Genomic DNA, 14,714 nt, shown 5'->3' on the forward strand with positions numbered 1-14,714 from the left:
GCATTCTCGTCGGCCGCGTCGTACCGGCCGGCTGACCGAGCCTCGCTCGCGGCGGGCGGAAACCGGTGCGCCGGTGCTCTCGTTGCCTTCCGATGCGTGATCTGCTGGTACTGATCTGGGCGAAGCTCGTTTCCTTCGCCAACGGTTTCTTCCTCGCGCCTCCTAATTTCGCGGCGGCGTTCGACCTCCTCCTGCTCTCTTTTGCAGCCCTCGTGCGGCGCGCGATCAGGGTGACCTTCCATCGCGAGCATCGCATCGATCTCGGTAACGTGCTCGGATGGCTCGGCTCCGGGGCCGTGCTGGTGTTCGCGGTGCTGATGGCGGCGGCGACCGTCTTCCTCTCTGTCAAGCCGGTGGACGTGCTCGGCACGCTTGGCATCGGCTCGGTCGCGATCGGCTTCGCCTTCAAGGACATCCTGCGGAACCTGGTCGCCGGCCTGCTGCTGCTGATCCAGCGGCCTACAAGCGCGGCGACCAGATCGTCGTGAAAATTACGAAGGCGATCGACGATATCGAGAGCCGCGCGACGCTTCTGTAGACCTGTGACGGTCACCGGGTCGTGATCCCGAACTCCGATCTCTACACCTCGCCCGTGATCGTCCACACCGCCTTCCCGCACCGGCGCGAGCAGATTGACATGCAGATCGTCTACGGCGACGACTACGAGGCTGCCGCGAACCTGTTCCGGAAGCGGTATTCGCGGTCTCCGGCGTAATCGCGGGCCCGCCGGTGAAGGCGCTGCCGTGGAGCATCGACGAGAGTGGTGTCACCATACGGGTTCGCTGGTGGGCCGAGTCGCTGCGACCCGAGCAGGTGAAGACGCGCGCGGCCGTGATCCTGGCGCTCTACAAGGCCGCCAGGGATGTCGGCATCGACATGCCCTTCCCCACCCGCACCATCCTCCTCCACGACCAGACCGAGGAGGTGGACGGCGATCGCACGTGGCAGCGCGAGGGCTGGCCGGCCGGCGCGAACCCGCCCCGGCCGCTTCGCGCCACCAAGGGAGAGCGAGACGGCGCGGACACCTGACGCCCGCATCGCTAGGCCAGCCGCCCTTCCTTCAGCCGCACGACGCGGTCCATCTTAGCGGCCAGCCGCTCGTTGTGGGTGGCGACCAGCGCGGACGAGCCTTCGCCGCGCACCAGCCGCAGGAACTCGGCCAGCACCACGTCGGCGGTCGCTTCGTCCAAATTGCCGGTCGGCTCGTCGGCGAGCACCAGCGCCGGCCGATTGGCGAGCGCGCGGGCGACGGCGACGCGCTGCTGCTCGCCGCCGGAAAGCCGGCTCGGGCGGTGATCCAGACGATGGCCCAGCCCCAGCGCCTCCAGCAGCGCGCGAGCGCGGGCGTGCGCGGGTGCCGTCGCGGCGCCGGCGATCATCTGCGGGAGGACGACGTTCTCCTGCGCGGTGAAATCGGGCAGCAGGTGGTGGAACTGGTAGACGAAGCCCAGCCGATCCCGCCGCACGCGCGTCCGCCCCGCATTGTCGAGCCGCGCCGCCTCCTCGCCGGCGATGCGGATGGAGCCGTCAAATCCCCCTTCGAGCAATCCGATCGCCTGAAGCATCGTCGACTTGCCCGAGCCGCTCGCACCGAGCAGCGCCACGATCTCGCCCGGCGCGACCGCGAGATCGACTCCGCGCAGCACGTCGATGACGACGCTTGCCTGCCGATAGGATCGCGTCAGCCCCGCGACGGCGAGCACGTCACTCATAGCGCAGCACCTGCACCGGATCGGTGCTCGCGGCCTTGAGCGCGGGGTAGAGCGTCGCGAGGAAGGCGAACAGCAAGGTCATGCCGACGATCGCCGTCACCTCCACCGGGTCGGTCTTGGACGGCAGCGTCGTGAGTACGCGGATCGACGGATCCCACAGATCCTCCCCGGTGATCTTCTGGACGACGTCGACCACGTCCTGGCGGAAGAACAGGAACACCGCCGCCAGCGCGATGCCGGCGAGGATGCCGAGGACGCCGATCGTGACGCCCACCGTCATGAAGATGCGGGTCAGCGCCGCGCGGCTTGCGCCCATGGTGCGGAGGATCGCGATGTCGCGCGTCTTGGCGCGCACCAGCATGATGAGCGATGACAGGATATTGAAGACCGCGACCAGGATGATGATCGAGAGCACGACGAACATCGTCACGCGCTCCACCGCCAGCGCCTGAAACAGCGAGGCGTTCATCTGCCGCCAGTCGACGAGCACTCCCGCGCCGAGCACCTCGGGCGCGAGCGGCGCCAGGATCGACGCAACCTTGTCGGCGTTGGCGGTCTTGATCTCGATCATGCCGACATCGTCGCCCATCAACAGCAACTGCTGCGCGTCGGCGAGCGGCATGACGACATAGGCCTTGTCGAAGTCGTAGACGCCGACCTCGAAGATCGCGCCGACCTGATAGCTGACGATGCGCGGCACGGTGCCGAAGGGCGTCGCCTGCCCGGCGGGATTGAGCACGCTGATGCTGTCTCCCACGGTCACGCCCAGCGATTCCGCGAGCCGTGCGCCGATCGCGACGGTGTTGGAGCCGGGCGTGACGCTGGCCAGGCTGCCCTGCTTGACGAGCCTGCCCACGGCGGCGCGCAGATCGGGATCGCGCATCCCGCGCAGCAGGATCGGCTCGGCCCGGCCCTCGACGGTGGCGACCAGCGGCTGCTCGATCAGCGGCACGGCCGAGGTGACGCCGGGCGTGCGCCGCGCCTCGTCGACCAGCCGCCGCCAGTCGGGCAGGCCGCGCCCGGCATAGCCCTGGATCACGGCATGGCCGTTCAGCCCGACGATCTTGTCGAACAGCTCGGTACGGAAGCCGTTCATCACCGACATCACGATGATGAGCGCGGCGACGCCGAGCGCGACCGCCACCAGGCTGATCGAGGCGACGAGGAAGATGAACGCCTCGCCCCGTCCCGGCAACAGGTAGCGCCTGGCGATCATCCGCTCGGTCGGGGAGAGGATCACGCCTGGGCGATCCTCGCGACCGCATCGTCGACCGCGAGTTCGTGCCGTTCGCCGGTTGCGCGCCGCTTCAGTTCGACGACACCCTTCGCCAACCCCTTGGGTCCGACCACCATTTGCCAGGGCAATCCGATCAGGTCCATGGTGGCGAACTTGGCGCCGCCGCGCTCGTCGCGATCGTCGTAGAGCGTCTCGACGCCCGCGGTGCGGAGGCGTGCGTAGAGGTCGTCGGCCGCCGTCGCGCAGGCCGCGTCGTCGGCGCGCATGTTGACGAGTCCGACGGCGTAGGGTGCCACCGCATCAGGCCAGACGATGCCGGCATCGTCATGGCTCGCCTCGATGATCGCGCCGACCAGCCGCGACACGCCGATGCCATAGCTGCCCATCTGCGGCACGACCTCGGACCCGTCCTTCGCCTGCACCTTGAGGCCCATCGCGGAAGAGTATTTGGTGCCGAAATAGAAGATGTGGCCGACCTCGACGCCACGTGACTGGCGCAGCGCGTCGCCGGCCCCTGCCTCGCGGGCGGCATCACGCTTCTCGTCGGTCGCGGCGTAGTCGGCGGTATAGCCCGAGACGATCGACCGAAGTCCAGCGACGTCGTCGAAATCGACGTGGCGGAGCGCCGCCGGTCGTTCCCAGTTGGCGTGGTAGAAGACCTCGCTCTCGCCGGTTTCGGCGAGCACGATGAACTCGTGGCTGAGATCGCCGCCGATCGGGCCGGTGTCCGCCTGCATCGGGATCGCCCGCAGGCCCATCCGAGCGAAGGTGTTGAGATAGGCGACGAACATGCGATTGTAGCTGTGCCGCGCGCCGGCCTCGTCCATGTCGAAGCTGTAGGCGTCCTTCATCAGGAACTCGCGGCCGCGCATGACGCCGAAGCGGGGGCGCACCTCGTCGCGGAACTTCCACTGGATGTGATAGAGGATACGGGGCAGATCGCGGTACGATCGCGCCGCGTCGCGGAAGATCGCCGTAACCATCTCCTCGTTGGTGGGCCCGAAGAGCATCTCGCGCTCATGCCGATCCCTGATCCGCAGCATCTCGGGCCCGTAGGCGTCGTAGCGGCCCGATTCGCGCCACAGATCGGCGGACTGGAGCGTCGGCATCAGCAGTTCGATGGCGCCCGCGCGGTCCTGCTCCTCGCGGACGATGCGCTCGATGTTGCGCAGCACGCGCAAGCCCAGCGGCAGCCAAGCGTAGATCCCGGCCGCGGTCTGGCGGACGAGGCCCGCGCGCAGCATCAGCTTATGGCTGATGATCTGCGCGTCGGCGGGGCTCTCCTTCATGACGGGCAGGAGCGTGCGGGTGAGGCGCATGGCGGCTTTCGGGAGGCTTGCGGGAGGTGGCCCGCTATGGCGGGGCGCGGCGTGCGAGGCAATCGCGCGCGAGGCACGTCGATGTGTTGCCGTTCCGACACAAAGCGCGGGTTTCGCTAATCTGCGTCACTAAAAGCGATGACAGGCCGACGACGCGGAGCTTACACAAGCGTCACGAACGATGGTTCACAGGCCGCGGTTCGGGGAGGGCGACGCTCTCGCGCAGGTTCGGGTCCGGGGGGATCGGGTCGCGCGACGGAGACGGCGCCGACAAGTTGGGGGCTGGCGAGCGATCGTCACGCGGACGCCCGGGTCGACACGGCCCGGGCGTTTGGCATTCTGGCGATCTCGCCTTTCGCTTCAGTATCGGAGCCAGCCGCCTCGGTTCGCGTTTACTCCCGCAGAGGAGAAGGCGATGTCCACTGATCCCACCCAGCTTCCCATCGATGATCCGGCGGCAGCACCGATCGATCCGCCAATCGTGACGCCGGCGGATCCGCCGGCCGAGCCCAGCGAGCCGCCCGCGCAACCGACGCAACCCGATCCCGATACGCTCGCCTGATCTGAGAGACGTCGACAGGCGTGCGACCGCGCGGCGTTGGCTGAGGCGCGCGGTCTTGCGCTACCCTCACCCAACGCTAAGTCGCAGGCATGATCCTCGTCGTCGACAATTACGACAGCTTCACCTGGAACCTCGTCCACTATCTCCAGGAGCTGGGTGTCGCCGTGGAAGTCGTGCGTAACGATGCTTTGACAGTGGACGCCGCGTTGGCAAGCGGCGCCGAGGGCTTCCTGATCTCGCCCGGTCCCTGTGGCCCGGATCAGGCGGGGATCAGCCTGGACCTCGTGCGCGCCTGCGCGGCTTCCGCCAAGCCGCTGCTCGGTGTGTGTCTTGGCCATCAGGCGATCGGGCAGGCGTTCGGCGGCCGCGTGGTGCGCGCGGACGCGCCGATGCACGGCAAGACCTCGCCGATCGAGCATGACGGCACGGGCCTGTTCGCCGGCCTGCCCTCCCCTTACATCGCGACGCGCTACCACTCGCTCGTCGTCGCCGAGGAGGAGTTGCCCAAAGAGCTGATCGTCACGGCACGCGCGCCGGACGGCGCCATCATGGGCCTGCGCCACGCGACGCTGCCGATCCACGGCATCCAATATCATCCCGAGAGCATCGCCACCGAGCATGGGCACGCGCTGCTGGCCAATTTCCTGCGGATGGCGGGCGTGCCGCCGGTGACCGTCGCAATCGAAGCGGCGGTAGCGTCGTGACGACGCTCGCGCTGCTCCCTGATCCCGTGACGCCGCTGTCGCTGGAGAGCGCGGAGGCGGCGTTCGGCGACATCCTCGATGGTCACGTGCCCGACAAAGTCGTCGCGGAGTTCCTGACGGAACTCGCCCTTCGCGACGAGACCTCCATCGAGATCGCGGCCGCCGCCCGTGCCCTGCGCGCCCGCATGATCGCGCTCCAGGCGCCGGCGGGCGCGATCGACGTCTGCGGGACGGGCGGGGACGGCGCGCACAGCCTCAACATCTCCACCGCGGTGGCGATCGTCGTCGCTGCTTGCGGTGTGCCCGTCGCCAAGCATGGCAATCGCGCCGCCTCGTCGAGGGCGGGCGCCGCCGACACGCTGGAGGCGCTCGGCCTCGATCTCGATCGCGCCGCCGCCGCCGCGCCCGACAGCCTCGCCGCGCTTGGCATCGGCTTCCTCTTCGCGCAGACCTTCCATCCCGCGCTCGGCCGGCTCGCCGCCGTGCGCAAGGCGATCGGGCGGCGCACGATCTTCAACATTGTCGGCCCGCTCTGCAATCCGGCGCGGGTGACGCGGCAGCTCATGGGCGTCGCGCGCACGGACTATCTCGGCACGGTCGCGGACGCGCTGCGCCTGCTCGGCAGCGAGAGCGCGATGATTGTCGCCGGCGACGAGGGGCTCGACGAGATGTCGATCGCAGGCGGCAGCCGCGTGATCCGGCTCGGTAGGTGCGGCGTCACCGGCTCCTGGCGCGAGGAGCATGTCGAGCCCGCCGACGCCGGCCTCTCCCCTCACCCGCTCGCCGCCATCCGCGGGGGCGACGCCGGCTTCAACGCCGCCGCGCTCGCGGCGCTGCTCGCGGGGGAGCGCGGCGCCTATCGCGACGCGGTGCTGCTCAACGCGGCGGCGGCGCTGATCGTGGCGGACGAGGCGACCGATTGGATTGACGGCGCGGACCGCGCGGCGCGGGCGATCGAGGACGGTGCGGCCCGCGCGCTGCTCGCCGCCTGGATCGCCTTCTGAGGTGACTGTCCTCGGTCGGATCCTCGCGACGACGCGCGACGAGGTGGCGCGCCGCCGCCGTGCGACACCGCTCGTGGAGGTCGAGGCCACGGCTCGGGCGGCGGGGCCGGTGCGGGGCTTCGCGGCCGCGCTCGCGCGAAAGACCGCGACCGGCCACGCGCTCATCGCCGAGGTCAAGCGAGCCAGCCCCTCCAAGGGGCTGATCCGGCCGGACTTCGATCCGCCCGCGCACGCTCGCGCCTACGAAGCCGGTGGCGCGGCCTGTCTGTCCGTGCTGACCGACGCACCCTTCTTCCAGGGCGATCCCGCGGACCTGATCGCCGCACGAGATGCCTGCTCGCTGCCCGTGATCCGCAAGGATTTCATGGTCGATGCCTGGCAGGTGGCGGAGGCGCGCGCGATGGGGGCGGACGCCATCCTGCTCATCGTCGCCGCGCTGGACGACGGCGCGCTGGCGGAGATCGAGGCGGCGGCGCTCGCGTACGGCATGGACGTGCTCGTCGAGGTCCACGACGAGGCGGAGCTGGAGCGCGCGCTCGGGCTCCGCAGCCGGCTGATCGGCGTCAACAATCGCGATCTGCGCGACTTCTCGGTCGATCTCGGCCGCACCGAGCGATTGGCGGGCCGTGTCCCGACCGACGTCGCGCTGGTCGCCGAGAGCGGCCTCGCCGCCCGCGCCGATCTCGATCGGCTTGCGGAGGCGGGCGTTCGCCGCTTCCTGATCGGCGAGACGCTGATGCGCGCCGACGATGTCGCCGCCGCGACGCGCGCATTGATCGGGTGAGCGGCCTCACCCACCTCGACGAAGCCGGCGCGGCACGGATGGTCGACGTCTCGGCCAAACCCGCCACCGTCCGCGCGGCGATAGCCGAGGGGCGCATCGCCATGTCCCCGCACGCCGCCGCTCTGGTGCGGGAGGGCGCGGCAGCCAAGGGTGACGTGCTCGCCGTCGCGCGCGTGGCCGGCATCATGGCGGCCAAGCGCACCGCCGAACTCATCCCGCTCTGCCACCCGCTGCCGATTGCCGGCGTCACGCTTGAGCTTTCGGTGGAGGAGGACGGCGTCCGCGCCGTCGCGACCGTCCGCACGACGCACGGCACCGGCGTCGAGATGGAGGCGATGACGGCGGTGTCGGTGGCGCTGCTCACCGTCTACGACATGGTCAAGGCGGCCGATCGCGGCATGACCATTGAGGCCGTGCGCCTCCTCGCCAAGTCGGGCGGCCGCTCGGGCGACTGGCGGCGGGCGCCGTGAGCCTGCTGCCCGTCGCCGAGGCGCAGGCGCGGCTGCTCGCGCTCGTGACGCGACTGTCTGCGGAGCGCGTACCGCTGGTCGCGGCGGCGGGTCGCTACGCGAGCGAGGACATGCACGCGCTCCGCGATCAGCCCGCCGCAGACCTGTCCGCGATGGACGGCTACGCGATCCGCTTCGCCGAGCGGCCGGGGCCGTGGACCGTCGTCGGCGAAAGCAAGGCGGGCGGAGGGCTCGACCACGCGCTCGGCCCCCGCGAGGCAGTGCGTATCTTCACCGGGGCGCCCGTGCCGGCCGGCGCCGACAGCGTGCTTATCCAGGAGGAGGCCGCGCGTGAGGGCGAGCGACTGGTGATGGCGGGCGAGGGTCCGCCCCGGCTCGGCGGCAATGTTCGCCCGCGCGCCGCCGACTTTTCGCGCGACGCGGTGCTGATCCGCGCGGGCACCCGGATCGACGCGCGGCACGTCGCGCTCGCCGCGATCGGCGGACACGGCACGCTCCCGGTCGGACGACGGCCGCGCGTCGCGCTGGTCGCGACCGGCGACGAGCTTGCCGCGCCGGCGATCGCGCTGGCGGAGGGCAAGCTCCCCGCCTCCAACTCGCCGATGCTCGCGGCGCTGATCGGCGATCGCGCCGAAGTCGCGGATCACGGCATCCTGCGCGACGACCTGCCGACGATCGCGCACGGGTTGGCCGAGGCCGCGGCGACGGCGGAAATCGTCGTCACCACCGGGGGCGTCTCGGTCGGCGACCATGACCTCGTACGACCGGCGCTCGTCGACGCGGGCGCCACGATCGACTTCTGGAGGGTGGCGATGCGCCCGGGCAAGCCGCTGATGGCGGGCCGGCTGGGCGACGCGATCGTCGTCGGGCTCCCCGGAAACCCCGTCTCCGCCTACGTCACCGCGACGCTCTTCCTGCTGCCGCTGATCGCCGCCATGACGGGCGCGGCCGATCCGCTGCCGCAATCGCGCAGGGTGAGGCTCGGCCTGCCGCTTCCAGCGACCGGCGCGCGCGCCGACTATCTGCGCGCGCGCGTAGAGGACGGCTACGCCTACGCGCCCGACGGTCAGGACTCCGCCGCGCTCGTTGCGCTGGCCGCGGCCGACGGGCTGATCGTCCGGCCGCCCCAAGCCGCGCCGGCAGCGTTCGGCGACTCGGCGGAACTGCTCGCTCTCGTCTGATCCTCGGCGTTGACAAGCCATCTTGCGTTGCCTACACGTTCGCCCTGTGTTCCAGAGGCGAGGAACGGCTATGCTCACGCGCAAGCAACATGATCTCCTGCTCTTCATTCACGACCGGCTCGAGAAGAGCGGCGTCTCGCCCTCTTTCGAGGAGATGAAGGACGCGCTGGAGCTGAAGTCCAAGTCCGGCGTTCATCGGCTCATCCGTGCTCTGGAAGAGCGGAGCTTCATCCGGAGGCTGCCCAACCGCGCGCGCGCGCTGGAGGTCGTGCGGATGCCCGAGCGCTCAATACCGGCGCTTGGCGCGGCCGCCGCCAAGCCCCTGCCCGTTCCCGCCAACGATGCGGTGGTCGAGCTTCCACTTCACGGTCGCATCGCGGCCGGTGTCCCGATCGAGGCGCTTGAAGGTCAGGCGACGCTTCCGGTGCCCGCGGCCCTGCTCGGTCCGGGCGAGCATTATGCGCTGGAGGTGGCGGGCGACTCGATGATTGAGGCGGGTATCCTCGATGGCGATTACGTGCTCGTGCGCCGTACCGACAGCGCGCGCGACGGCGAAATCGTCGTGGCGCTGATCGACGACAGCGAGGCGACGCTCAAATATTTCCGGCGCGAGGGCCGCATGGTGCGGCTCGATCCCGCCAATCGCGCTTATGAAGCGCAACGTTACACGCCGAACCAGGTGCGGGTGCAGGGCAAGCTCGCGGGGCTCCTCCGCCGCTACTGACGTCGGGCGGTTAGCGGCGGACGACGTCGCGCTGTTCGGGTGTCGGAGGTGTGCGCGCCCAGGGTTTGCCGCTCTGGCCTTCCGCGACCGTCACGATCGAGGGTGGCACCAGACGAATGGCGAGGCCGCCCGTTCTCGCCAGCAGCGTCGCATCCGCCTTGAGCCAGCGCGGTGCGCACCAGCCGGGCAGCCGGCGGTCGCTAACGACGATGTCGGCGCGTGCGCACGCCGGCGCGAAGGCCTCACGATCGACCGGGTAGTGGCTTCGGGTGGCGAGCAGGCGCCACGTCCGCTTACCGCCTCCTATCGTCACGGCGCACAGGTCAGGTCCGCACCGGGCGCCCGGCAGGTCGTCGATCGCGAGAGCGGCGTCGCCTTCGCCGCCCTCCACCTCCGACAGCGCCGAACGTAGGTATTCGCCGGTGCGCTCGCGCAGCAACGCGACGCCGCCGTCGCGCGTGCGGACCGCGACGTGCCGCCCGTCACCCGTGACGACGATATCGGGCGGACTGTTGGCCAGCATGGTCGCGAGGCCTGCCACGATCGGAGCCCAGCCGAGCAGCCGTACCCGCGTCCGCCATAGCGCGAGCCACAGCCCGCCCGAGACAATCGCGGCGAACCCGGCGCGGGAGAGCGTCGGCACCAGAGCGCTCGCGCCGGGCAGCGCGGAGACGTGATGTGCCAGCCCCAGCAGTAGGCGGATGGCCAAGCCGGCGATCCACCAAAGCGGCGCGCCGAGCCCGGCCAAGTCGGCGAGAAGCGCCGCCGCCTCCGTGGGCATGATGACGAAGGTGGTCAGCGGGATCGCGATGATATTGGCTGCCGCGCCGTAGAAGCCGGCACGGTGGAAGTGGAACAACGCGATCGGCATGAGCGCCAGTTCGACGACCAGACCGGTGGCGAGCAGGCCGGCAAGCGCGCGCGCCCACCGCCGCGCCCCGCTCTCCTCGCGCGCGCTCAACCATCTTCGCGTTCCGTCGAGATCGTGGAAGGCGACGATAGCGAGGATGGCCGCGAAGCTCAGCTGGAAGCTCGGTCCCGCCGCCTGCTCGGGCCAGACCAGCAGGCAGAACAGTGCGCCGGTCGCGACGAGTCGCAACGTCAGCGCCTCGCGCGAGAGCGCCGTTCCCGCGAGCACGATCAGTGCGGCGACGAGCGAGCGCACGGTCGGCACCTCGGCCCCCGTCATCAGCGTGTAGGCGATGCCGACGAGGGCGGCGGTCGCGGCAGCGATCAGCGGCACCGGCAGCCGGATCGCGACGCGCCGGCTGAGCGCGAGCAGGCGCAGCGACAGCAGCATCGCCGCGCCCACCGCCGCCGTCAGGTGCAGTCCGCTCACCGACAACAGGTGCGCGAGGCCGGAGCGTCGGAACGCGTCGTTATCGTCGAACGGTACGCCGCCCATGTCGCCCGTGGCGAGCGCGACCGCGACGCCGCCGGGCGGCCCCGGCAGCGACGCGAGGATGTGCCGCGACAGGCGCACGCGGGCGTCCGCCAGCCACCTCGCCGGGCCGCCGCGCGTCGCCGGGCGGATCACGCGGACGGGCTCAAGCGCCTTGCCGGCGGCGCCGATCCCCCGGAACCAGGCGACGGCGGCATAGTCATAGGCGCCCGGCACCGCAGCCGAGGGCGGCGGCATCAGCCGTGCACGGATCGCCACCGAGGCGCCGGGCACGAGGCCCTCGGGGGCGTCCTCCTGCGGCACGGTGACGCGGACGCGGCGGGGCAGTCCAGCCTCGGCCGGGCGTAGCGTCAGCCGCACTGCAGCGCGCGCCGGCAGCGGCTCGACGCGGTCGATCTCACCCGCGAAGCGGACCACCGTTGGACGGTCGAGGCGCGGCCCGGCCGGTCGCTCCGCCCGCCACCAGGTCAGCGCGCAACCAAGCGCCAGGCAGGCTCCGAACCAGACCACTGCGCGAAGCGCGCGCCCGCGTCCACCGAACGCCATCCCACCGAGCGCCGCCGCCGACGACGCGCACAGGAAGGCGATCCAACCCGGCGGCCCCGGCAGCAGGAACCATACCAGGACGCCGCCCGCCAGCCCCACTGGCAACCAGAGTGGAAGCTGCTCCCGCTCCGCCTCCAGCCAGGTCTCGATGGCGGCGCGGATCGGCATGCGTGCGGCGGGCGGTCGCCGCGTTTGGCGCGCCCCCAACGCTATGCTAGGCGGCCTCACGATATCGCCCATCGCGGCCAGTCTTTGAAGGAAGCGCGCGTGGGCGCAAGCAGCGTCGATCCCGGTCCCACGCGCTCAGCGACACCGGGCTGCGCGGTCGTCACCCGCTTCGCGCCGTCGCCCACCGGCTTCCTGCATATCGGAGGCGCGCGCACCGCGCTGTTCAACTGGCTGTTCGCGCGGAGGACGGGCGGCAAGTTCCTGCTCCGCATCGAGGATACAGACCGCGCGCGCTCCACCGAGCCGGCGATCGCCGCAATCCTCGACGGCATGCGCTGGCTGGGGCTCGATTGGGACGGCGACGAAGTCTACCAGTTCGCCCGCGCCTCACGCCACGCTGAGGTAGCCTTTCGGCTGCTCGAACAGGGCCGCGCCTACAAGTGCTTTGCCACCGCCGAGGAGCTGACCGCGATGCGCGAGGCCCAGCGCGCCGCCAAGCTGCCGCTGCGCTATGACGGCCGGTGGCGCGAGCGCGATCCGCGAGAGGCGCCGGACGGCGCGCCGTTCGTGATCCGTCTCAAGGCCGACACCGAGGGCGAGACCACGGTCGACGACGTCGTGCAGGGTCGCGTCACCGTCCGCAACTCGGAACTCGACGACATGGTGCTGCTGCGATCGGATGGCACGCCCACCTACATGCTGGCGGTCGTCGTCGACGATCAGGACATGGGCGTCACCCACGTCATCCGGGGCGACGATCATCTCAACAACGCGTTCCGCCAGCTCGGCATCTACCGGGCCATGGGGTGGGAGCAGCCCGTCTACGCGCACGTGCCGTTGATCCATGGCGCCGACGGCGCCAAGCTGTCCAAGCGTCACGGTGCGCTCGGCGTCGACGCTTATCGCGACGAGCTGGGCATCCTGCCCGAGGCACTCGCTAATTACCTGCTCCGATTGGGGTGGGGCCATGGCGACGAGGACATCGTACCGCGTGAGCGCGCGGTGGAGATCTTCGACCTGTCCGATATCGGCCGCTCGCCCGCACGCTTCGATGCCAAAAAGCTGGAGCACCTCAACGGCCACTATATGCGCCAGGCCGACGATGAGCGGCTGGCGCTGCTCGTGACGCCTATCCTGGCGGGGCTGCTCGGCCGGCCGCTGTCGATGGACGAGCATCGCCTGCTCGCCCGCGCGATGCCGGTGCTGAAAGTCCGGGCGCGGGACACTCGTGAGCTGGCGCGCTCTGCGACCTTTCTTTTCGATGAACGGCCGCTAGATATCGAGCCCGGCGCCGAGGCCCTTCTACGGGGCGGCGGTGCCACGCTGCTCGCCGCCGCGAGCCGTGCGCTGGCCGGCGTCGAGTGGACGGCCGAAGCGCTGGACGAGGCGGTACGCGGCGTCGCCGAGGAGGCCGGCGTCGGTCTCGGCAAGGTGGCGCAGCCGCTCCGCGCGGCGCTCACCGGCCGGACGACCTCGCCGGGCATCTTCGACGTGCTGCTGCTGATCGGCCGCGACGAGAGCCTCGCGCGGATCGCCGAACGGCTGGCGGTAGACTGATATTCGGCGCGTCCAGCCGGGCGCGCCGCGTGGACCTTTACGGAGGAAAGACGAATGGCCGACGGCACCGCGACGCTCAAGCTCGGCGACAAGGAGTTCGGCTACGGCGTGATGCAGGGCACGGTCGGGCCGGAAGTGATCGACATCCGCAAGCTTTATGGCGACACCGGCGCCTTCACCTACGATCCGGGCTTCACCTCGACGGCGAGCTGCCAGTCCGGCCTGACCTATATCGACGGCGATCAAGGCATCCTGCTCCACCGCGGCTATCCCATCGATCAGCTCGCCGAGCAGTCGAGCTTCATGGAGGTGGCGCATCTCCTCCTCTATGGGGAGCTGCCGTCGCAGGAGGAGTTCGCCAGCTTCACCAGCACGATCACGCGCCACACGATGGTGCACGAGCAGCTCGCGGCCTTCCTGCGCGGCTTCCGGCGCGACGCGCACCCGATGGCGATCATGTGCGGCGTGGTGGGCGCGCTCTCCGCCTTCTATCACGATTCGACCGACATCGACGATCCGCGCCAGCGCGAGATCGCCAGCCATCGGCTGATCGCCAAAATCCCGACGCTGGCCGCGATGGCGTACAAATACTCGCTGGGGCAGCCCTTCGTCTATCCGGACAACAAGCTGAGCTACACCGGCAACTTCCTGAAGATGACCTACTCGGTGCCCGCCGAGGAGTATGAAGTCGACCCCATCATCGAACAGGCGATGGACAAGATCTTCATCCTCCACGCCGATCACGAGCAGAACGCGTCCACCTCCACAGTCCGCCTCGCCGGCTCGTCGGGCGCTAACCCGTTCGCCTGCATCGCCGCCGGCATCGCCTGCCTGTGGGGACCCGCCCACGGCGGCGCCAACGAAGCCGCGCTCAACATGCTGCGCGAGATCGGCCGACCGGAGCGCATCCCCGAATATATCGCGCGCGCCAAGAACAAGGACGATCCGTTCCGGCTGATGGGCTTCGGCCATCGCGTCTACAAGAACTTCGATCCGCGTGCGAAGGTGCTGTCCAAGACGGCGACCGAGGTGCTCGACAAGCTCGGCATCTCCGATCCCGTGCTCGATACCGCGCGCGAGCTGGAGCAGATCGCTCTGAAGGACGATTACTTCATCGAGAAGAAGCTCTACCCGAACGTCGACTTCTACTCGGGCGTGATCCTGTCGGCGATCGGCTTCCCGACGACGATGTTCACGGTGCTCTTCGCGCTCGCCCGCACCGTTGGCTGGGTGGCGCAGTGGAACGAGATGATCACCGACCCGGCGCAGAAAATCGGCCGCCCGCGCCAGCTCTACACCGGGCCAGTGCAGCGCGACTATGTGCCCCTCAAGGAGCGCTGAGAC

16 protein-coding genes are annotated in these 14,714 nt (G+C 70.1%); 12 read left to right on the forward strand and 4 right to left on the reverse strand.

Annotation, left to right across the window (positions count from 1 at the left end):
• Positions 1 to 92 precede the first annotated feature (92 nt).
• The 3 genes from ACOFKX_RS02250 to ACOFKX_RS02260 all read left to right on the forward strand — a co-directional run bounded on the left by ACOFKX_RS02250 (position 93) and on the right by ACOFKX_RS02260 (position 1,029).
• Positions 93 to 488, forward strand: coding sequence for a hypothetical protein (locus ACOFKX_RS02250; RefSeq protein ID WP_419825473.1), 396 nt, complete (start codon positions 93 to 95; stop codon positions 486 to 488).
• A 71-nt stretch (positions 489 to 559) separates the two neighbouring features.
• A complete protein-coding gene (locus ACOFKX_RS02255) occupies positions 560 to 715 on the forward strand; it encodes a hypothetical protein (RefSeq protein WP_419825474.1) in 156 nt (51 codons plus the stop codon).
• A gap of 14 nt (positions 716 to 729) precedes the next feature.
• Entirely contained in the window at positions 730 to 1,029 is a 300-nt protein-coding gene (locus tag ACOFKX_RS02260; protein WP_419825475.1) for a hypothetical protein, read from the forward strand.
• 11 nt (positions 1,030 to 1,040) lie between these two features.
• Here ACOFKX_RS02260 and ACOFKX_RS02265 read toward each other — a convergent pair whose 3' ends face one another.
• Genes ACOFKX_RS02265 through proS form a run of 3 tightly spaced genes read right to left on the reverse strand, consistent with a single transcriptional unit; the run spans position 1,041 to position 4,268 of the window.
• Positions 1,041 to 1,712 carry an ABC transporter ATP-binding protein gene (locus ACOFKX_RS02265; RefSeq protein ID WP_419825476.1) on the reverse strand — a complete coding sequence of 224 codons (672 nt, stop codon included), beginning with the start codon at positions 1,710 to 1,712 and terminating at the stop codon, positions 1,041 to 1,043.
• Positions 1,705 to 2,952: a lipoprotein-releasing ABC transporter permease subunit gene (locus ACOFKX_RS02270; protein WP_419825477.1), complete on the reverse strand. Its 1,248-nt coding sequence runs from the start codon at positions 2,950 to 2,952 to the stop codon at positions 1,705 to 1,707. The genes ACOFKX_RS02265 and ACOFKX_RS02270 overlap by 8 nt, the downstream gene beginning before the upstream one ends.
• Positions 2,949 to 4,268, reverse strand: coding sequence for a proline--tRNA ligase (gene proS, locus ACOFKX_RS02275; protein ID WP_419825478.1), 1,320 nt, complete (start codon positions 4,266 to 4,268; stop codon positions 2,949 to 2,951). The genes ACOFKX_RS02270 and proS overlap by 4 nt, the downstream gene beginning before the upstream one ends.
• Before the next feature lie 415 nt (positions 4,269 to 4,683).
• Here proS and ACOFKX_RS02280 point away from each other — a divergent pair, with 415 nt between their 5' ends.
• From ACOFKX_RS02280 to lexA, 7 genes are all read left to right on the forward strand, one after another.
• Positions 4,684 to 4,830, forward strand: a complete 147-nt coding sequence (locus ACOFKX_RS02280; protein WP_419825479.1) for a hypothetical protein — start codon at positions 4,684 to 4,686, stop codon at positions 4,828 to 4,830.
• An 89-nt stretch (positions 4,831 to 4,919) separates the two neighbouring features.
• Positions 4,920 to 5,534, forward strand: a complete 615-nt coding sequence (locus ACOFKX_RS02285; RefSeq protein ID WP_419825480.1) for an anthranilate synthase component II — start codon at positions 4,920 to 4,922, stop codon at positions 5,532 to 5,534.
• The gene (gene trpD, locus ACOFKX_RS02290) at positions 5,531 to 6,538 is read left to right on the forward strand and encodes an anthranilate phosphoribosyltransferase (RefSeq protein WP_419825481.1); all 1,008 of its coding nucleotides are present in this window, start codon (positions 5,531 to 5,533) and stop codon (positions 6,536 to 6,538) included. Before ACOFKX_RS02285 ends, trpD begins: the two co-directional genes overlap by 4 nt.
• A 1-nt stretch (position 6,539) precedes the next feature.
• Positions 6,540 to 7,322, forward strand: coding sequence for an indole-3-glycerol phosphate synthase TrpC (trpC, locus tag ACOFKX_RS02295; RefSeq protein WP_419825482.1), 783 nt, complete (start codon positions 6,540 to 6,542; stop codon positions 7,320 to 7,322).
• Positions 7,319 to 7,792: a cyclic pyranopterin monophosphate synthase MoaC gene (gene moaC, locus ACOFKX_RS02300; protein ID WP_419825483.1), complete on the forward strand. Its 474-nt coding sequence runs from the start codon at positions 7,319 to 7,321 to the stop codon at positions 7,790 to 7,792. The genes trpC and moaC overlap by 4 nt, the downstream gene beginning before the upstream one ends.
• Positions 7,789 to 8,973: a molybdopterin molybdotransferase MoeA gene (locus tag ACOFKX_RS02305; RefSeq protein WP_419825484.1), complete on the forward strand. Its 1,185-nt coding sequence runs from the start codon at positions 7,789 to 7,791 to the stop codon at positions 8,971 to 8,973. Before moaC ends, ACOFKX_RS02305 begins: the two co-directional genes overlap by 4 nt.
• A gap of 70 nt (positions 8,974 to 9,043) precedes the next feature.
• Positions 9,044 to 9,697, forward strand: a complete 654-nt coding sequence (lexA, locus tag ACOFKX_RS02310; RefSeq protein WP_419825485.1) for a transcriptional repressor LexA — start codon at positions 9,044 to 9,046, stop codon at positions 9,695 to 9,697.
• 10 nt (positions 9,698 to 9,707) lie between these two features.
• Here lexA and ACOFKX_RS02315 read toward each other — a convergent pair whose 3' ends face one another.
• On the reverse strand, positions 9,708 to 11,813 hold the full coding sequence (locus tag ACOFKX_RS02315) for a ComEC/Rec2 family competence protein (protein WP_419825486.1): 2,106 nt from the start codon (positions 11,811 to 11,813) through the stop codon (positions 9,708 to 9,710).
• A gap of 99 nt (positions 11,814 to 11,912) precedes the next feature.
• On the opposite strand from ACOFKX_RS02315, the gene gltX reads away from it, so the two are divergent.
• Both gltX and ACOFKX_RS02325 read left to right on the forward strand, forming a co-directional pair.
• A complete protein-coding gene (gene gltX, locus ACOFKX_RS02320) occupies positions 11,913 to 13,370 on the forward strand; it encodes a glutamate--tRNA ligase (protein ID WP_419825487.1) in 1,458 nt (485 codons plus the stop codon).
• 54 nt (positions 13,371 to 13,424) lie between these two features.
• Positions 13,425 to 14,711 carry a citrate synthase gene (locus ACOFKX_RS02325; RefSeq protein ID WP_419825488.1) on the forward strand — a complete coding sequence of 429 codons (1,287 nt, stop codon included), beginning with the start codon at positions 13,425 to 13,427 and terminating at the stop codon, positions 14,709 to 14,711.
• The last annotated feature ends 3 nt before the right edge of the window (positions 14,712 to 14,714 follow it).

Source organism: Sphingomonas sp. (genome assembly GCF_965200105.1).
In the GTDB taxonomy this organism is placed as follows: Bacteria; Pseudomonadota; Alphaproteobacteria; order Sphingomonadales; family Sphingomonadaceae; genus Solisphingomonas.